At 46.9% G+C, this 17,989-nt stretch carries 17 protein-coding genes; 6 read left to right on the plus strand and 11 right to left on the minus strand.

The features are described from left to right. The first annotated feature begins 45 nt into the window (after window positions 1-45). Window positions 46-1,158, plus strand: a complete 1,113-nt coding sequence (locus tag ACFODW_RS11930) for a M14 family metallopeptidase (RefSeq protein ID WP_390306713.1) — start codon at window positions 46-48, stop codon at window positions 1,156-1,158. 275 nt (window positions 1,159-1,433) lie between these two features. Here the strand turns inward: ACFODW_RS11930 and wrbA are convergent, their stop codons facing one another. Beyond that, entirely contained in the window at window positions 1,434-2,042 is a 609-nt protein-coding gene (gene wrbA / locus ACFODW_RS11935) for an NAD(P)H:quinone oxidoreductase type IV (protein WP_390306716.1), read from the minus strand. 232 nt (window positions 2,043-2,274) lie between these two features. Between wrbA and ACFODW_RS11940 the strand changes: the two genes are divergently transcribed. Next, window positions 2,275-3,336 carry an NAD(P)/FAD-dependent oxidoreductase gene (locus ACFODW_RS11940; protein WP_390306718.1) on the plus strand — a complete coding sequence of 354 codons (1,062 nt, stop codon included), beginning with the start codon at window positions 2,275-2,277 and terminating at the stop codon, window positions 3,334-3,336. Window positions 3,337-3,746: 410 nt separating this feature from the next. Here ACFODW_RS11940 and argF read toward each other — a convergent pair whose 3' ends face one another. The 5 genes from argF to ACFODW_RS11965 form a co-directional block, all read right to left on the minus strand. Further along, window positions 3,747-4,709, minus strand: a complete 963-nt coding sequence (gene argF, locus ACFODW_RS11945; protein ID WP_390306720.1) for an ornithine carbamoyltransferase — start codon at window positions 4,707-4,709, stop codon at window positions 3,747-3,749. Between the two features lie 18 nt (window positions 4,710-4,727). Then, on the minus strand, window positions 4,728-6,152 hold the full coding sequence (gene argH / locus ACFODW_RS11950) for an argininosuccinate lyase (protein ID WP_390306722.1): 1,425 nt from the start codon (window positions 6,150-6,152) through the stop codon (window positions 4,728-4,730). Beyond that, window positions 6,149-7,408 carry an argininosuccinate synthase gene (locus tag ACFODW_RS11955; protein ID WP_390306725.1) on the minus strand — a complete coding sequence of 420 codons (1,260 nt, stop codon included), beginning with the start codon at window positions 7,406-7,408 and terminating at the stop codon, window positions 6,149-6,151. The genes argH and ACFODW_RS11955 overlap by 4 nt, the downstream gene beginning before the upstream one ends. A 214-nt stretch (window positions 7,409-7,622) precedes the next feature. Further along, window positions 7,623-7,772, minus strand: coding sequence for a hypothetical protein (locus ACFODW_RS11960; RefSeq protein ID WP_390306727.1), 150 nt, complete (start codon window positions 7,770-7,772; stop codon window positions 7,623-7,625). 56 nt (window positions 7,773-7,828) lie between these two features. Continuing rightward, window positions 7,829-8,971, minus strand: a complete 1,143-nt coding sequence (locus ACFODW_RS11965) for an MFS transporter (protein ID WP_390306729.1) — start codon at window positions 8,969-8,971, stop codon at window positions 7,829-7,831. A 198-nt stretch (window positions 8,972-9,169) separates the two neighbouring features. Here ACFODW_RS11965 and ACFODW_RS11970 point away from each other — a divergent pair, with 198 nt between their 5' ends. The 4 genes from ACFODW_RS11970 (at window position 9,170) to pstB (ending at window position 13,005) form a co-directional block, all read left to right on the plus strand. Continuing rightward, complete coding sequence (locus ACFODW_RS11970; RefSeq protein WP_390306731.1) at window positions 9,170-10,180, plus strand: phosphate ABC transporter substrate-binding protein PstS family protein; 1,011 nt, start codon at window positions 9,170-9,172, stop codon at window positions 10,178-10,180. A gap of 69 nt (window positions 10,181-10,249) precedes the next feature. Beyond that, complete coding sequence (pstC, locus tag ACFODW_RS11975) at window positions 10,250-11,209, plus strand: phosphate ABC transporter permease subunit PstC (protein ID WP_390306733.1); 960 nt, start codon at window positions 10,250-10,252, stop codon at window positions 11,207-11,209. Between the two features lies 1 nt (window position 11,210). Next, window positions 11,211-12,095: a phosphate ABC transporter permease PstA gene (gene pstA / locus ACFODW_RS11980; RefSeq protein WP_390306735.1), complete on the plus strand. Its 885-nt coding sequence runs from the start codon at window positions 11,211-11,213 to the stop codon at window positions 12,093-12,095. A gap of 73 nt (window positions 12,096-12,168) precedes the next feature. Further along, window positions 12,169-13,005, plus strand: coding sequence for a phosphate ABC transporter ATP-binding protein PstB (gene pstB, locus ACFODW_RS11985; RefSeq protein WP_390306737.1), 837 nt, complete (start codon window positions 12,169-12,171; stop codon window positions 13,003-13,005). Between the two features lie 65 nt (window positions 13,006-13,070). Here the strand turns inward: pstB and ACFODW_RS11990 are convergent, their stop codons facing one another. The 5 genes from ACFODW_RS11990 to codB form a co-directional block, all read right to left on the minus strand. Then, window positions 13,071-14,558, minus strand: a complete 1,488-nt coding sequence (locus ACFODW_RS11990) for a sodium:solute symporter family protein (RefSeq protein WP_390306740.1) — start codon at window positions 14,556-14,558, stop codon at window positions 13,071-13,073. Beyond that, complete coding sequence (locus tag ACFODW_RS11995; RefSeq protein WP_390306742.1) at window positions 14,546-14,791, minus strand: hypothetical protein; 246 nt, start codon at window positions 14,789-14,791, stop codon at window positions 14,546-14,548. Before ACFODW_RS11995 ends, ACFODW_RS11990 begins: the two co-directional genes overlap by 13 nt. Window positions 14,792-14,980: 189 nt before the next feature. Further along, a complete protein-coding gene (locus ACFODW_RS12000; protein WP_390306744.1) occupies window positions 14,981-15,187 on the minus strand; it encodes a DUF378 domain-containing protein in 207 nt (68 codons plus the stop codon). A gap of 214 nt (window positions 15,188-15,401) precedes the next feature. Further along, window positions 15,402-16,673 carry a cytosine deaminase gene (codA, locus tag ACFODW_RS12005; protein ID WP_390306746.1) on the minus strand — a complete coding sequence of 424 codons (1,272 nt, stop codon included), beginning with the start codon at window positions 16,671-16,673 and terminating at the stop codon, window positions 15,402-15,404. After that, on the minus strand, window positions 16,663-17,940 hold the full coding sequence (gene codB / locus ACFODW_RS12010; RefSeq protein WP_390306749.1) for a cytosine permease: 1,278 nt from the start codon (window positions 17,938-17,940) through the stop codon (window positions 16,663-16,665). Before codB ends, codA begins: the two co-directional genes overlap by 11 nt. Window positions 17,941-17,989: the final 49 nt, after the last annotated feature.

Consider the following 17,989-nt stretch of genomic DNA (forward strand, 5'->3'; position numbering starts at 1 on the left):
AGGTGGAACGTTAAGAGAAACAAGGCGAGAAAGGAAATGATCTTAATGAATAACCAATATTTCCCTGATAACTATGAGGAGTCGCGGGCAGTTTTCCGTGACTTTTTAGGAAAAGTGAGGGCGAAATGGCCCCAAGCCAGAATGACATCCAAGATAATCGGCAAAGAGACGGACAACACAATCGATATGATATTCTCTGAAGCAAATGTGGAAAATAAGAAAGTCGTTTTTCTATCCTGCGGGGAACATGGAATTGAGGGATATGCAGGCGCCGCCTCCATCCACCTGTTTGTCGAAGAATTGATGGAGGATGTGAACCCGGATGACACCGGCATCTGCCTCATCCATGCCATCAACCCATGGGGAATGCGTCACTTCCGCAGGGTAACGGAAAACAATATTGATTTAAACAGAAATTACATCTATAATCGATCCGCCCTTCCAAAGGATATTAACAAACATTATGAAAAAGCAGAGGAACTATTCAATCCTTCCGGCCGAATTAAAGATCTAGATAAAGAAAAGAAAGAGCTTTATAAACAACTGACGAAAGGTATTTTCCAAGAAGGGTATGGCGGGTTGAAAGAAGCCAAAAAAATGGGGCAGTACGAGTTCAAAAAAGGTGTATATTACGGCGGCAATGCAGCCGAAGAGAACGCTATCTTCATGAAGCAGATCCAGCAGGACCTCCTCGGCAAGTTCCAACGGATCATCCATATGGACTGGCATACGGCACTGGGACCGACAAACGAATTGACCATGGTCCTGCCTGAAAAAGATGAACGGACAACAGACTATATTAAAGAGACGTATGGAATGAAAAATGTGGTTAGATCCTCTGGTGAAAATATAAAAGGAGATTCCCACCACCACTTCTATATGGTACAGGAAGATTACCCGAACACCTACCTGTTCTCCGCCCTATTCGAATTCGGCACCTTTGGGGAAGGAAAGAAAGCCGAACTTCGGGAACTGATGACCATTGTATTTGAAAACCAGCTCTACTGGGAAGGAGCAGAAAGAGAGGAAGACCGAGAGTATATCCTCGATGAAATGAAAGCCATGTTTTACCCTCAAGAACAGGAATGGCGCGAATCAGTGCTAAAGGAAGCAAGACAAGGACTCCAATCTGTGCTGAAAACAGAAGGGATCATTTAACAGCTATCGTCCAACCCAGATCAAGGCTGGTCCATATAATGGGCCAGCCTTGATCTGAGGCGAATAGAAGACTTCAGGGATATCCCGGCCCTACCGCTGATATCCCTGCTCTCCTGGCGATATTCTCTTCCTTCAGCCGATAACCTCGCTCTACCGCCGATATCCCTTCTCCCCTAACGATATCTGCTGATTCTGCGCACCCGGCGCCTGCTTATTATCAAGCATTCTCGCCCATAAGAAAACTGCCTCCACGGGGGAGGCAGTTTTCTCACGACTTATTTTCCTGCTTTTACACTTGCTGCCACTTCAATGGTGCGTTGTGCCTGATGTTTTACTGCGGCTTCCACGTCTTCTACCATTTTTCCATCTTCTCCCTGAGTCACACTGGTTCCATATGGGTTGCCGCCAGCGCCGAACAGTGCTTGGTTCGTATAGCCTGGAGGGACAATGATTGCTCCCCAGTGCATCATACTGGTGTATAGGGATAGAACAGTAGCTTCCTGTCCGCCATGTGGGTTGGAGGCAGAGGACATACCGCTTACCACTTTATTAATAGTTTTTCCGGATCCCCATAGGCCGCCCTGCATGTCTAAGAATTGCTTCATTTGTGCAGCGACGTTCCCGAATCTAGTTGGGGAGCTAAAAATAATGGCATCTGCCCATTCTATATCATCGGAGGTAGCTTCCGGAACATCCTTTGTAGCATCTACATGCTCCCGCCATGCCGGGTTGGAATCGATTGCTTCCGGCGGCGCCAGTTCAGGTGCCTTTGCTACTCTTACTTCCGCTCCTGCCTCCTTGCCTGCCTCTTCTGCCCATTTAGCCAGCTGGTAGTTTGTACCTGTGGAACTATAATAAATAATCGCTAATTTCACTTCTGCCATTTCCATTTCTCCTTTGCTTGGTATTTATTCCATATTTATCAGTTTCCCTTCATATCAGAAATTTATTCCTCATAATTAGTGTCATTCCGTATTTTTCATCCCAGAATGAACCGCCTCATTTCACTGCCGACAATTCTTGCATTTTGAGTGGTTAATAGAATCGATTTTTGTTAATCTAATAGGGGGATTAAACGCTTCATAAGTAATTGATAACCATGTTGGGGGTAATTTCATGAAAAGGTTGGTTGTTTTAGGCGGTGGCTATGGCGGCCTGAAAATCATCTATAGTCTACTCGAACAGCAGCTTCCTGAAGACGTAGATATTACATTGGTCGACAGGAATCCGTATTTTTCCGTCAAAACAGAATTTTACACAATAGCTGCAGGGACTTCCGCGGACAAGGATGTGCGGCAGAATTTCCCGGATGATAAACGGGTGCGTTATATCTACGGGGAAATAAGCAAAATTGACACCGAAAATGAGCAAATCCTGATTGAAGATAAAACAGACCCAGTGCCGTATGATTACCTGGTTATCGGCCTGGGATGCGAAGATAACTATCATGGTATACCCGGTGCAGAGGAATTCACCGAGAGTGTCCAGACATTCCAACAGGCTCGTCTTGCCGGTGCAGCTGTCGGTAATTGCAAAGCCTATGGCAAAGTTACCATCGTCGGAGCCGGGTTGAGCGGCATTGAAGTGGCCTCGGAGATCCGCGAAAGCCGCAAGGACCTCAATATCCGGCTGCTGGACCGCGGGGGATCCGTCCTGAAGGCATTTGACCAAAAAATTCAGGATCACGTTGCAGACTGGTTCAAGCGGCATGATGTTGACGTGCTACATCACGCCGATGTGGAATATGTTGAGGAAGATGGCGTCTGCAATAACGGTGTCTGTTACATTAATGATGTGACGATCTGGACGGCTGGCGTACAGCCGAATTACTTGGTGAGGGAGCTGCCATTTGAAAAAGACAATCAGCAGAAGGTTGTCCTCAATGAATTTTTCCAAGTTCCGGAACAGCTGAATGTTTATGTCGTAGGTGACTGTGCCTCTTCAGAATTCTCACCTAGCGGCCAGCTTGCCGGACAACAGGGTGAACAGATCGCTGATGTCCTATCTGCTGTCCTTAAAGGAAAACAGCCGAAAAAACCAAAACCAATTAAGCTCAAAGGTACGCTCGGATCTCTCGGGAAGTCAGACGGCTTTGGTGATATGATGCACAAGCCTGTAACAGGATTGCTGCCTCGCCTGGCGAAATCCGGTGTACTCTGGTTGAATAAACGACATTAACATTTATTTTACTCAATAAGTAAACCGCACTTTTTTTCGAGAAAGTGCGGTTTTTGATTGCGCAACCTTAACATAATCTTCATGGGAGATTCATCTTCACTTAAAGGTTTTCTTGTAGGATTGTAATTAGAAAGGCATATGGCGTGGGGGGTGCACAATGAGATTTCTTGCTAAAGTAAGTGTCTGTCTTATTGCTGTCCTTTTATATACCATATAAGCTTTTCTTGTTTCTTAGTGTCTCGAATGGTTTCAATTTGCCCTCTTGGGAAGGACTGTGGAACTCTCTGCAGCCTTCTTTTTTTGTCCATCGATACCCTCTAGACAGCCTTAGCAAAGAACAGGAAAAGGGATACGAATCGACATGCGATTGTATCCCAAGGCTTACTCAATCTATAAACTCATTCTTCCTATTATCCCATAAGTGCTGACATGATTGCTTTCTGGGCATGCAGCCTGTTTTCTGCCTGTTGGAAAATCACCGACTGCTTGCCATCGATCACTTCGGCAGTTATCTCTTCACCTCGATGTGCTGGAAGGCAATGCATGATGACTGCATCACTCTTGGCTGCGGCACATAAACTGCTGTTCACTTGGAAACCTTGGAATGCCTGTTCCCGGATCTTCTGCTCATCTTCCTGGCCCATGCTAGCCCACACATCCGTGTAGATGGCATCTGCCTGGCCAACAGCTTCGCGGGGATCCACGGTTACTTCTACACTGCCTCCAGCCGCTGCAGCCAGCTGTTTTGCCTTATCGGTAACTTGCGGCTCTGGCTGATAGCCCTCCGGTGCCCCTATACTAATATCCATCCCCATAATGGCGGCGCCTAGCATCAGGGAATGGGCCATATTATTACCATCGCCGATATAAGCCAGCTTTTTGCCTTCCAATCCACCCTTCACTTCCTGGATGGTTTGCAAATCAGCCATCACCTGGCATGGATGGTAGGCATCCGTTAAACCGTTGATCACTGGAATGCTTGCATGTTCGGCAAGCTCCTCTACCAACTCGTGGGAGAAGGTTCTGATCATGATTCCATCGAGATAACCGGAGAGCACTTTTGCTGTATCGGGAATAGACTCGCCCCTGCCGATCTGCAGATCATTAGAATTGAGGAAAAGCCCCATACCGCCCAGCTGATAGACCCCGGCTTCAAAAGAGACCCTTGTTCGTGTCGAAGATTTCTCAAAGATCATCCCCAGGGTCTTTCCGTCCAGTGTTTGCACCTTCTGCCCCTGATGATGCTTCTCTTTCAGCTGTCGGGCGAGATCCAGGATGTATTCCAGTTCTTCTTTTTTATAATCGGCAAGTGTGAGAAAATCACGTCCTTGCAGTCTTTGTTCAATGCTCTGCTCTTTCTCCAGCGTCCCCATTTGTACTCCCTCCTCAGCTTATAATGCTGTCTGACCGGTTATTTTTTCATGTTCTTGAATCCATTGGTCTGTCTGGCCGAACAGCTGGGAGGCTTTTGTCAATTGTTCCTCCACACGGTTCTTGGCAGTTCCTCCTGCCACATCTCGGGCATTTACCACTGTTTCCGGCTTCAACACATCAAAAATATCTTCTTCTATCAACTCGGAGAATTCCTGGAATTCTTCGATACTCATATCCAGCAGGTACTTATCCTGATTAATACAATGCAGGACCGCCTGCCCCACCACTGCATGAGATTCCCTGAAAGGCATTCCTTTGCCGACCAGATAATCCGCCAAATCGGTGGCATTGGAGAAATCACTGCGCACTGCCTGATACATCTCCTGTTGTTTCACCTTCATGGTTTCAAGCATAGGGGCAAATAATCCAAGCGCCCCCTTCAGTGTTTCCACTGTATCGAACATGCCTTCTTTATCTTCCTGCATGTCTTTATTATAGGCTAACGGCAATCCCTTCAACGTAGTCAGTATCCCTGTCAGATGGCCGTATACACGGCCTGTTTTTCCGCGTACAAGCTCTGCGATATCCGGGTTCTTCTTCTGCGGCATCATGCTGCTCCCGGTAGAGAAGGCATCATCCAGTTCAATAAAATTGAATTCTGCACTGGACCACTGGATCAACTCTTCACAAAGTCTGGACAAATGCATGGAAACCATCGAAGCATTGGCTAGGAATTCCACCACGAAATCACGATCACTCACCGAGTCCAGGCTGTTTTCCGTAATACCGTCAAAGCCAAGCTGCTCTGCCACATATCCACGGTCGATCGGGAAAGTAGTCCCCGCCAAGGCTCCTGCACCAAGCGGGGATTTGTTCACCCGTTTCCAGCTATCCTGAAGCCGCTCTACATCCCGTTGGAACATGAACACATAGGCCATCATATGATGGGCGAACAGAACAGGCTGGGCCCTCTGCAAATGGGTGTACCCCGGGAGGACGGTATCCATATTGGCCTTCGCCTGATTTGTCAGGGATCTCTGGACATCCAGCAGCAGTCCATTGATTTCCACCAATGCCTGCCGGAGATACAGCCGCATGTCAAGAGCGACCTGATCATTCCGGCTCCGGCCGGTATGAAGCCGCCCCCCTACAGGACCGACTTCCTCCGTCAGAAGCTTTTCGACATTCATGTGAATATCCTCATGCTCCTCAGAAAGCTCCGCCTCACCCTTCTCGATCTTTTCGGCAACCTTCTTCAGGCCTTCCGCAATAGTATCGGCATCTTCCGCCGAAATAATTTCACATTTCTTCAGCATGGCGACATGGGCGAGGCTTCCGTTGATATCATGCTTAGCAAGTTTTTTATCGAAATGGATAGAAGCATTGAATTCATCAACTAGCTGGTTTGTTGGTTTTGTAAAGCGTCCGCCCCAGAGTTTCATTGGTTCACAGCGTCTTTCGTATCAAATTTCACCTTTTCAAAGGTATCGGCTTTATCCTCATTATCCTTGTTTACAGAGGAGTGTACCTGGGTAGGCAGTCCCCAAAGCTTGATGAATCCTAGTGCTGCTTTATGATCAAAGGCATCCTCTTTTGCATAGGTAGCCAGATCAAGATCATAAAGGGAACTGGAAGACTCACGGCCGACTACTTGTGCATGGCCTTTGTACAGCTTCACTTTTACTGTTCCGGATACATGCTTCTGTGTTTCCTTGATGAAGGATTTAAGAGCTTCTGTCAGCGGGGAATACCACAGTCCGTCATAGACAGTCTGAGCTAGCTTCTGTTCTACTGTCGGCTTGAACTGGGCTACTTCCCTCGGCAGTGTCAGTGCTTCAAGTTCCTGATGGGCAGCGATCAAGGTAAGTGCAGCCGGTGCTTCATAAATCTCCCGGGATTTGATGCCGACAAGACGGTTTTCCACATGGTCAATCCGTCCCACCCCATGTTTACCGGCAATTTCATTCAGTTTCAGAATCAGGTCTTCCATAGGAAGTGCCTCCCCGTCAAGGGAAACAGGTTTACCCTGTTCGAAGGTGATTTGTATTGTCTGTGGTTCGTCTGGTGCTTCGACTGGATCTGTTGTAAGCTCATAGGCTTCCTTAGGCGCTTCCTGCCAAGGATCCTCCAATACGCCGCATTCGTTGCTCCGTCCCCAGAGGTTCTGGTCGATGCTGAATGGATTATCAAGATCGATTGGAATAGGAATACCGTGCTCTTTCGCATAATCGATTTCTTCTTCCCTGGACATTGCCCATTCACGTACAGGAGCAACAATCTCCAGTTCTGGGTTCAACGCCGTGAAGGCCACGTCGAATCTTACCTGGTCATTTCCTTTGCCGGTACATCCGTGAGCCACCGCAACGGCTCCTTCTTTCTCGGCAATGGCAGTCAGAATTTTAGCGATCAATGGACGGGACAGAGCAGAAATCAACGGGTATTTCTGTTCATACAATAGATTAGCCTGCAATGCAGGAAGTACATAGTCTTCTGCATACATGGATTTCGCATCTACTACGTAAGATTTAACGGCCCCTACATCAATGGCTTTATTCTTTACAAACTCCAAGTCCTTTCCTTCCCCAACATCTAGAGCCACCGCGATTACATCATAATTATATTTATCTTGAAGCCATTTAATTGCTACAGAGGTATCAAGTCCTCCGGAATATGCTAAAACGATTTTATCTTTACTCATTTGAAAAGCTCCTCTCACGTTTTCTATCGATATGAATTATTATGCATTACATTGTATAATAATTCAACCCTAAATAGGAATTTTTTAAAAATTATTTTCTGCTAAACAACCGGCTCCCAACCAACTCCCTCTTCAGATTAATGTCTTTTTCCAGTCGTTTTCAAAAAAACCGGCAGCATTCCATGTAGAACACTGCCGGTTGCATTTCTAATCCCTATTGATCTTTTTTGCTAATGTATTGATCGATTTCTTCATCACCATGTGTACTGCTGTTCTTGTATGGGCTTTTCCGTCCGTTCCGATGTTCTCCATGATTCTCATTTTCCTTGAACTGCCTGTTCGGCCCCTTTTTCTCTTCTGCCATGTCCACCATGCCCCTTTCCTTTTTTTCTTAGCTTTGCTGAAAGGGAGGAAGTTTATTCAGACGGTGTCTCCGTATTTTCTGCCCAGACCAATGAGCAACAGAACTATTCCCAATAATGTAGCACTGCTTGAGGCAAATGGCAGGCCGAACAGCTGGGATGAGGCCCCCGAGAACATCGATCCTGCGACAGAACCCAGAGAGAAGAAAGCATAAAAGATCCCGTATGCCTTCCCCCGGTCCACTTTGGATGATACCTCTGACACGATCTGGTTCATCGAGGGAAAGACCATGGCAAAGCCGATACCATATACCGCCATCAGCAGGAAGCCGAACCACAGGGCAGCCGTATGGTGCAGCAGCAAATGGACCACGCCGATAATCACCAGTCCTCCTATAACCAAACGAATTGGCCGCACCCTTTCAAAAATAAGATTTGCCGGCGTGACAAAAATGATGATTGCCACAATGCCAAAGGTACTTAGCAATATACCTGTCGTACTCGAATCCAGACCCAGTTGGCCAACCTTGACAGGAAGGGCAAATGCCAAGGTGCCGTTGCTCACCATAAGGGCGAATGCAGCCAACGAGGCCTGAACCAAAAGTGGCTGCTTTAATAATGAAACAAAGTGGGAAAAGGAAACTTTATTCCGGTCCCCCGCTTTAAAGGACTCTTCTATAAAGAAGGAGATCAATGCAGCAGAAAGCAAAAATAGTATGGCAACCATCCAGAAAACATAATCAACCTGTGCTCTTGCTGCCATGATTCCTCCTACTGCAGGCCCGGCAATAGCAGCAATCCCGATGCATGCCCCCGTCCATGCCATCGTTCTCCCGCGGGATTCCTGTCTTGTCTGATCCCCAATATAGGCAAAAGCGGCCGGAATCAGCACTCCTCCTGCAATCCCGTGTATAAATCGGATAAAGAACAGCTGTTCCGGTGTATCGGCGAAGGGATAAAAGAAAAGGATAACCGCCCCGGACAGCATCCCGATAAACAGAACTTTTTTCCGGCCAAATAAATCAATCCAATGGCCTCCGAAAATGTTTGCGATCAAATTGGTAAACGAATAGACAGCCACAATCGCACCAGCCATAAAGTGAGTTGCCCCCAGCTCCATGGCATAAGGTGTAATGATCGGCAGCTGAATGAATGTATCCAAAAATGAAACGATAATAACAAAATATAAAATCTTTACCATAATGCATCCCTCTTTCTCATTTCTATTATACTACCCAGAGGGCTCCTGATCCCTGAACATTTTTGTGACAATAATCCTAGTTAAAATTTACATAGACTTTACATTACGCTTATATCTCCTTAACAATCAACTACTATACTAGCAATTGAGGGCAAAAGGCCCAGAAAATTTCAGAAGTAGAAAAGGGGAGGACAACACATGAAGCTGAAGAAGTATTTACTGCTGGTAGCAGCAGCCGTAATGGCAATCGTACTGGCAGCTTGTGGTGGAAGCGGAGATAGCACAGAAGACGCATCAGCAGGGGAATCCGCAGCAGGAGCAAATGGAGAAGAAACAAGTGAAACAGAAGCAGAAGCAGATCTCGAAGGAAGTGTAGTTATTGATGGTTCCGGTACGGTCTATCCATTAATGGCTAGACTTGCCGAAGAATATATGATCAATGAACAGCCACAGGTTTCTGTAGAAGTTAGCCGTGCAGGGACAAGCGCAGGATTTGAAAGGTTCTTGCAAGAGGACGGTACGGATTTCAATAACGCCTCCCGCCCTATTAAAGATGAAGAACTGGCAAAAGCGGAAGAGCTTGGGTTCGAACCGATGGAAATGAAATTGGCACTGGATGGCCTGACCATCGTCATCAACCCTGAGAATGACTGGGCAACAGAGCTTACGGAACAGCAAGTAAAAGATATCTTCACTGCAGACGGCGGGGTAACCACATGGTCCGATATCAACCCGGACTGGCCGGATAAGGAGATCGAAAAAGTCGGTCCAAATGAAAATCATGGAACCTATGAATTCTTCTATGAAAATATCCTGGAGGAGCAGGACTTGGATCCTAACGCCAACCTGCAGCAGGAATACTCAACCCTTGTCAACCTTGTAGCAGAAGATAAGAATGCCATTGGATTCTTCGGCTATGGCTACTATGACAGCAACAAGGATTCTGTGAAAGCAGTCAGTATCGATTTCGGAGACGGTCCAGTAGAGCCATCCCTTGACACTATTGCTGAAGACGGCCCATATGCCAACTTCACTCGTCCGGTCTTCACTTACCTGAACCCGGATATGGCGAAAGAAAAAGCACAAGTACATGACTACGCTCTATATGTTATGGAGAGTGTAAATGATTTCGCCGGAGAAACAGGCTTCGCGCCACTTCCGGAAGAGGAAATCCAAGCACAGTTGGAAGAGATTGAAGCATTAAATTAAAAAACAAGAAGATGAGAACTGACAGTTCTCATCTTCTGTCATGAAATCACCATATAAAGGAGCTTGAAGATGGAAACCTCACAGCAATCCGGCCATTTATCCAGTCCCGGCCAGGTCAGGGATATGATTGCAAAAAAGAAACAAGGCAACAACCTTAGCACCATTACAGAAAAGTTGGTCCCCACAGCCCTATTCCTGGTTGCATCCGTGTCCATCCTGACTACATTGGGTATCATTTATACCCTGCTGTCAGAGGCAATTGAATTCTTTAAAATAGTACCAATGGCCGATTTCTTCACCGGCACAGTGCTCCGACCGCTCAGTCAGCAGCCTGAATTCGGCCTGCTGCCGCTGCTTGCCGGAACCCTCGTCTCTTCGGTCATCGCCATGCTTGTTGCAGGGCCGATAGGCATCATGACAGCCATATATCTGAGCGAGTATGCCTCAGATAAAGCGAGAAGCTTTTTAAAACCGATGCTGGAGATTCTTGCCGGTATACCAACCATTGTATATGGCTTTTTTGCCTTTACTTTTGTCACTCCCATCATCCGGTCGATTTTCCCGGCAGTGGAGGCAACCAATATATTGAGCCCCGGCCTTGTTATGGGTGTAATGATCATCCCGATGATTGCATCGCTTTCGGAGGATGCCATGGGATCTGTGCCAAATTCTATGCGGCAGGGCGCCCTTGCACTTGGATCAACCAAATGGGAAGTCGCATGGAAAGTTGTAATTCCGGCATCCTTGTCAGGCATCATCGCCTCTTTCGTACTCGGAATTTCCCGGGCAATTGGCGAAACGATGATTGTTACGATAGCCAGCGGAAGCTCAAAGAATTTCACGTTTGATGTCACACAGTCCATACAGACAATGACCGCTTACATCGTAGAAGTAGCCGGTGGAGATGCACCGGCCGGTTCCACTGTCTATTACAGCCTTTATGCAGTCGCATTGACCTTATTTGCCTTTACACTGATCATGAATCTGTTAGCAAGATATATATCCCGCAAATGGAGGGAGGAATACTAAAATGAGATATATAGATCCAGCCAAAACGAAACAGCGGATGACTTCCCGCCTGAGAACCAATAAAGCCCTGCAGGGGACATTTCTCGTCGCTACATTATTCGGCCTGTTCGTACTTGCTGTTTTGATTATCCGTGTGCTTACCGAAGGCCTCTCTTGGATCAATATGGACTTCCTTACAGGAAAGCTTTCAACAAATGCCGACCGTGCCGGTATCTTAGGTGCCATCCTGGGAACCGCCTGGCTCATGCTGATTGTCATCCCTGTAACAACCTTTCTTGGTATCGGCACCGCCATCTACTTGGAACTGTATGCCAAGGAAGGAAAGATTCAGTCATTCATAGCGACCAATATTTCCAACCTTGCAGGAGTCCCATCTATTGTTTATGGGCTGCTTGGTCTTACTGTCTTTGTCCGTGCCATGGATTTCGGAAATGTCATACTGGCAGGCGGGCTGACATTATCCCTTTTGGTGTTGCCGATTGTGATCGTGTCTGCACAGGAAGCTCTCCGTTCAGTGCCGGCTCATCTCAGTGAAGCCTCCTATGGTATGGGAGCAACAAAATGGCAGACGGTCAAAAAAGTGATTCTGCCCGCAGCACTCCCGGGAATTCTGACAGGCTCCATCCTGGCACTTTCGCGAGCCATCGGGGAGACAGCCCCATTGACCGCTCTTGGAATCCCAGCCCTGCTGATTCCGCTTCCGGGAGGCATGTTCGATTCATTTACTGCACTGCCAATGCAAATCTATTATTGGACATTAGATTCCACGCTTGTAGAGGAATATGCATATCTGGCATCGGCTACTATTATCGTCCTGCTAGGCTTGTTATTCCTGCTGAACTCGATAGCCGTATACATCCGGCATCGCTTCCAGCACCGTTACTGACGTCTATACCCCCCCCTTTTGAAAAAATATATGAGCGTACACTAGGAAACTATTAATTGAGGAGAGTGAAATGATGATTCCAGCTGCAACCCCCCAAGAAACTGTTGAGAAGTCAAAGACGATTGATTTGGCTGCACGCAAACAACCGGAAAAGAAAGCAGTTGTCTATGATACAAAGGATTTCAACCTGTGGTATGGGGAAACCCACGCCCTGCAGAATATCAACCTGTCCATCCATGAAAAAGAAGTAACGGCCATTATCGGTCCATCCGGCTGCGGAAAATCTACGTATATCAAATCACTGAACAGGATGGTAGAACTCACGCCAAGTGTCCGGACTTCCGGTGTGATTTCCTATCAGGGAAAGAACATTCTAGACAAATCCTTTAAAGCGGAAGAACTGCGTACGAAGGTAGGAATGGTTTTTCAGAAGCCAAACCCTTTTCCTAAATCTATTTATGAGAACGTTGCTTACGGCCCCAAAATACATGGCATCCGTAACAAGAAGATCCTTGATGAGATTGTGGAACAGAGCCTCCGCCGTGCTTATATCTGGGATGAAGTGAAAGATCGCCTGAAAGAAAATGCATATGGACTATCAGGCGGCCAGCAACAGCGTCTCTGTATTGCCCGCTGCCTGGCGATCGAGCCGGAAGTGATTCTGATGGATGAGCCGACATCGGCACTTGACCCAAAATCCACTTTACGGATTGAAGAGCTGGCACAGGAGCTGAAAAAGGAATACTCCATCATTATGGTTACTCATAATATGCAGCAGGCAGCGAGAATCTCCGACCAAACCGCCTTCTTCCTCAATGGAGAAGTCGTGGAATGCAACCGGACCAATCATGTCTTCAGCAACCCTGATGACAGCCGGACAGAAGATTATATCTCCGGTAGATTTGGCTAAACCATTGACAATAGAGCAAAAGAACGGCCCGCATCTCACAAGATGCGGGCCGTTCTTTATAAGCCTTAGGATATTGCCTTTTCTGCGATTCCTTTATCTGCTTCCGAAGACTTCAGCAGGAAGCTGAGCCCCACACTGAAAACAAGATTCGCCAGCAACCCCCATAGCCCGCTTGCAATTCCAAGGGGCTTCAAGCCGGTAAAGGCCATGTAAGCAGCAATCACAGTTCCGATTACCATTCCGGTCATTACCGCGTGTTTATGCATCCTCTTCCAGTACATTCCCAGAATGAATGCAGGTGCTATCTGGATAAGCAGTTCAAACTTCAAAATAAAAATCCGATATAATGTCGCCGGTGGGTACCAGGCTATGATCAGCAGACCGGCCACAAGCACTACACCGGTCAACTTTCCAACAAGTATCTGTTTCTTGTCATCAGCCTGTGGATTGATATACTTGCCGTAAATGTCCTTGGAAATAATGGAAGACAGGGTCAGCAGCACCGAATCTGCGGTAGATACGATGGCCGCAACGATTCCTCCAAAGAGAATCACCATCGCCCAATAGAAAAAGGTATTCTGACTGGCTATATGATTAGCCATCATTCCTACCAGTTGTTCAGATTCTCCTTCGCTTAATCCTGGAAATGCCTGGATACCGATAATCCCAATCAGGAAAACCAGTCCGGAAGTCACGAATGGCATCCAAGCCATCCATTTCAAGGAATTTTTCAATGCCTTCTCACTTTTAGCCGCATAAATCCGCTGGATGGCATGCGGATAGATGGCAGCACCTATCATGACTAATACCAGCATGCTGAACCAGCTTACGATGCCATCCCCCTGTGGCACACCAAGCTTTTCCGGACTTACTGTGACAGCATAATCGGTTGCAGACGGCACCCCGCCGAAATAAATGACCGCCCCCACCAACAGGATGGCTACGCCGACAAGGAGGGCAATCCCCTGCATCGTATCTGTATAGGCAACAGACCGCATGCCACCGAGCCACCCATAAATGATCATGATTGTCACGAAGAAGATGACCGCCGCTTGATAAGGCACCGTTCCACCTGTCAGGCCGCTTACCCCATGCCCAATGGCCACTATCTGTTCAAGAAGGAAATTACACAGGCCGTACAGCATGAGAATTGCTGCAAGGATACTGATCCCCTTGGATTGGAACCGCCTTTCAATGAAGTCGGTAGGGGTAATGAAGTTATACTTTTTGCTAAGTACATACAGCCTTGGTGCAAACAGCATATAGCCAATGACGATCAAGATGAAAAATGTGATGGACTGCAGCCACATGAATCCCATGCGGTAAGCGGTGGGTGCATAACCAACAATAGTATTCCCGCTGTATTGCGTCGCAAAGAACGTAAAGAACAGCACAAACATACCAATACTTCCCCCGCCGAGGTAAAACTCCTTGTGTGATTGATGCAGCCCTTTATTGCGCAGATATGTAAAAATTCCGATGGCCAGCATCAGGGCGCCATAGACCAGCATGATCATAATGCCCGAAGTGCCGGAAAAAGCTAGATCTTCCATTTTTCCTCCTCCTCTTCTTCCTCCGTCATTTCCCAAAAATGATTCAGTACATAAGTCAATGTAATGGATATCAGCAATGAGACTCCCATGATAATATAAGCCCAATAGGGTATTCCGAATATCAAAGGTTCATATGTACCGGCCGGCAAATACCATGGCACACTAAGAATGAATAAACTAAATAATACTACCCAGATTTTCCAATACCTGATCGGTTCCTTCTTTTCCTTCATGATTTCCCTCCAGTGTGTGAAATTTCCGATATTTGGTCGCAATCATTTCCTTTTTGAAGGAGATAAAAGCACAAATATCTGAAATTTTTTATAAATTTATAAGCTACCTTAATACACACTGGATATAAAGTCAACATAATATCGGAAAATTAACAATAAAATGACACGAACCAACAGGTCCGTGTCATTTTATCTTACTTGATCATTTAAGCTGCCTAACATTTTTAATGAGTAAATGGCAGCAATACCGACAATGACATATATAACTTTAGCGAATGGGCTATCCATTCCGCCAAGCAAGCCTCCAACCAAGTCCCATTCAAACAATCCAATAAGCATCCAGTTCAGGCCACCGAGGATGAGGATGGTTAAAGACACTCTATCCAGTACCTTCATCACTCCACTCCTTGTCTCCTAAAAGTCCAAGATGATAATGGAGATCCCTATCAGGTCCTGTCGCCTGGAACCCAAGAGCATTTACATGCTGGCGGGGCATCTACAGGAAATGGAGGTGCTGTTCCGGCAGTGATAGGACGCATCAGGGACTCCATGTTATTGTGAGGTATTCCCTGATACTCTCCTTCCTAAACAAATACCGCTTTGCTTTCAATTAGTTCCTATTAAAGTCTATATTCTCAGGCGATTCTCCCAGCAGAATAGAGGTCCTGCCCGGATCGGTTTCCGCAATCTTTTCTCCCCGGCGATAGGAATACAGCACCTTGGCTTGCCTGCGTACTGCCTCATATTCGTTCTCCGCATCCAAGATGATAAAGTTGGCCGGCTTACCGGTTTCTATTCCATAGCTGTCCTCGATATGGAGAGTTTTCGCACTGTTCTTGGTAATGAAATCCACTGAGCTGACGATTTCATCATATCCCATCAATTGGGCTGCATGGATGCCCATCTGGAGCACTTGAAGCATGTTTCCTGTCCCCAGTGGATACCATGGATCAAAAATATCATCATGCCCAAAGCTGACATTCATACCTGCCCCATGTAATTCCTTCACACGGGTAAGGCCCCTTCTTTTCGGATAGGTATCAAATCTCCCCTGCAAATGGATATTAACAAGCGGGTTGGAAACGAAATTTATCTCCGACATCTTCAGCAGACGGAACAATTTTGAGGTATAGGCATCATTATAAGAACCCATTGCTGTTGTATGGCTTGCGGTCACTTTTGAACCAAGCCCCCGTTCATAAGCCTCCTTGGCAACTACCTCGACAAACCGGGACTGCTCGTCATCTATCTCATCACAGTGGATATCGACCAGACGGTCATATTTCTCGGCAAAATAAAAGGCGGTCTTCAGGGATTCCACTCCGTACTCCCTTGTAAATTCAAAATGGGGAATGCCACCTACGACGTCAGCTCCCATTTTGAGAGCTTCTTCAAGCAGTTCCTTTCCTTTCGGGAAAGAGGGTATTCCTTCCTGAGGAAAAGCAACCAACTGCAGGTCTACATAATCAGCCATCTCTTGCTTCACTTCCAACATCGCTTTCATCGCTGTTAACTCCGGGTCCGTCACATCCACATGGGTACGGACATATTGGATGCCCTGGGCAATCTGCCATTTCAATGCAGTTTTTGCCCTTCTTTTCACATCCTCGCCCGTTAGGGATTTCTTTCGCTCCGACCACCGCTGGATTCCTTCAAATAATGTTCCGCTTTGGTTCCATTCCGGCTCTCCTGCGGTGAGGGTCGTGTCCAGATGAATATGGGGCTCGACAAATGGCGGAAGAAGGAGGGATCCTCCTGCATCCAGCATCTTTTCTCTATCCTCCCAATGCCCGGCTGGACGGATCTCTCCAAAATTGCCATCCTTTATTTCTAGATCCCATAGGCCTTCCTGGTTCCTGAGTTTGGCATTTTTAATGATCATTGATCAACTTCCTTTCTCCAGATAGAGTTTCCTCTGCTTTTTCTGTAAATCGGGATGCAGCCGCCATTCCTGCGACATAGATCAAGGCGGATGCCAGAAGACCGTTAATTGGTGGAATTCCAGGCACAAATCCTGCTGATGCCACGCCTCCAGCCCAGGCCGCCATGGCCACCCAGTTGACATTCTTGAATGTCATCGTCTGGTATGCCTGGTACTTGCCTCTGCGCACCAGGAAGTAATCAGCAAGGATAATCGCTCCGATTGGCGGAAGGGCAGAGCCGAGAACGGTCAGGAATCCCATAAAATTCGTATAAAGCCACATAGCCAATAGTGTTCCAATGACCCCATTGAGAAGAACCAGTTTCCCTTTGGAGATTTTAGTAATATTTGAAAAACCTAACCCAGAAGCATACAGTGCATTATCATTGGTCGTCCAAATGTTCAAACCGAGGACCAAAATGGCCGGGATGATCAGCCCCTGGACAAACATAACCTCAGAAATATCCGCTAAACCGAAGGCAAAGCTGCCAATCGCACCGAACAGGAACATCAATGAATTTCCAATAAAGAAGGCAATAATTGTTGTACTTACGGCAGTCTTTCTTGTCTTTGAAAAACGGGCAAAGTCAGGTGTCAACGTACCGGCGCTGACAAATGATCCAATACAGATAGTCAATGCCGCAGCCAGCCCTATCGCCTCTGCCGGCTGGTAATCCATCAATGCCTGGATTCCTCCGGCTGTTTCAGTTGCCTTTACTGCAGAAAAGCTTCCAAGGGTGGCAATTGCAGGCACTGCAATGATACTGAGCACCGTCAATGCTTTCATACCGAAGAAAGCAGTCACAGTCATTACCAGGCCAATCACAGCGATCAGCACATACACTTGGATTCCAGTTGCTTGAGCCACGGGGACGGCAAACATGGCTACCCCGACTCCGAACCATCCAACCTGTGTGGCCCCCAACAGAAGGGAGGAGATGTACGAACCCTTCTTACCGAAAGCATAACGTGCAAGCAGATGAGTAGATAAGCCAGTTTTGGCTGCAATATAGGCAAGTGCCCCCGTATAGGCGCCCAATACCAGATTCCCTATGAGGACAATCAATATAAATTGACGGAATGTCAGGCCCATCCCCAATTCTCCACCTGAAAGCATGCTAGCTGAGAAAAACGTCAACCCCATCATGACGGCGAGCATTTTCCAAAAACCACGACGACTTGCCTGCGGAACAGGCTGTAATGCAAAATCCTTATCCTGTTTAATCATCCTAATTCCTCCTCGTTTTTACTGGTACCGAGGAAGACGTTCGGCAGAT

Source organism: Virgibacillus sediminis, assembly GCF_042643265.1.
GTDB lineage: Bacteria > Bacillota > Bacilli > Bacillales > Amphibacillaceae > Virgibacillus_O > Virgibacillus_O sediminis.

Excerpts from the sequence above, each read along its gene's own strand:
- codB (WP_390306749.1), bottom strand. The coding sequence starts at position 17,940 with ATGATTAAACAGGATAAGGATTTTGCATTACAGCCTGTTCCGCAGGCA.
- ACFODW_RS11990 (WP_390306740.1), bottom strand. The coding sequence starts at position 14,558 with ATGGAAGATCTAGCTTTTTCCGGCACTTCGGGCATTATGATCATGCTG.
- ACFODW_RS12000 (WP_390306744.1), bottom strand. The coding sequence starts at position 15,187 with ATGAAGGTACTGGATAGAGTGTCTTTAACCATCCTCATCCTCGGTGGC.
- ACFODW_RS11965 (WP_390306729.1), bottom strand. The coding sequence starts at position 8,971 with ATGGTAAAGATTTTATATTTTGTTATTATCGTTTCATTTTTGGATACA.
- pstB (WP_390306737.1), top strand. The coding sequence starts at position 12,169 with ATGATTCCAGCTGCAACCCCCCAAGAAACTGTTGAGAAGTCAAAGACG.
- ACFODW_RS11940 (WP_390306718.1), top strand. The coding sequence starts at position 2,275 with ATGAAAAGGTTGGTTGTTTTAGGCGGTGGCTATGGCGGCCTGAAAATC.
- ACFODW_RS11995 (WP_390306742.1), bottom strand. The coding sequence starts at position 14,791 with ATGAAGGAAAAGAAGGAACCGATCAGGTATTGGAAAATCTGGGTAGTA.
- ACFODW_RS11970 (WP_390306731.1), top strand. The coding sequence starts at position 9,170 with ATGAAGCTGAAGAAGTATTTACTGCTGGTAGCAGCAGCCGTAATGGCA.
- argH (WP_390306722.1), bottom strand. The coding sequence starts at position 6,152 with ATGAAACTCTGGGGCGGACGCTTTACAAAACCAACAAACCAGCTAGTT.
- pstA (WP_390306735.1), top strand. The coding sequence starts at position 11,211 with ATGAGATATATAGATCCAGCCAAAACGAAACAGCGGATGACTTCCCGC.
- ACFODW_RS11960 (WP_390306727.1), bottom strand. The coding sequence starts at position 7,772 with ATGGCAGAAGAGAAAAAGGGGCCGAACAGGCAGTTCAAGGAAAATGAG.
- ACFODW_RS11955 (WP_390306725.1), bottom strand. The coding sequence starts at position 7,408 with ATGAGTAAAGATAAAATCGTTTTAGCATATTCCGGAGGACTTGATACC.
- pstC (WP_390306733.1), top strand. The coding sequence starts at position 10,250 with ATGGAAACCTCACAGCAATCCGGCCATTTATCCAGTCCCGGCCAGGTC.
- ACFODW_RS11930 (WP_390306713.1), top strand. The coding sequence starts at position 46 with ATGAATAACCAATATTTCCCTGATAACTATGAGGAGTCGCGGGCAGTT.
- argF (WP_390306720.1), bottom strand. The coding sequence starts at position 4,709 with ATGGGGACGCTGGAGAAAGAGCAGAGCATTGAACAAAGACTGCAAGGA.
- codA (WP_390306746.1), bottom strand. The coding sequence starts at position 16,673 with ATGATCATTAAAAATGCCAAACTCAGGAACCAGGAAGGCCTATGGGAT.
- wrbA (WP_390306716.1), bottom strand. The coding sequence starts at position 2,042 with ATGGCAGAAGTGAAATTAGCGATTATTTATTATAGTTCCACAGGTACA.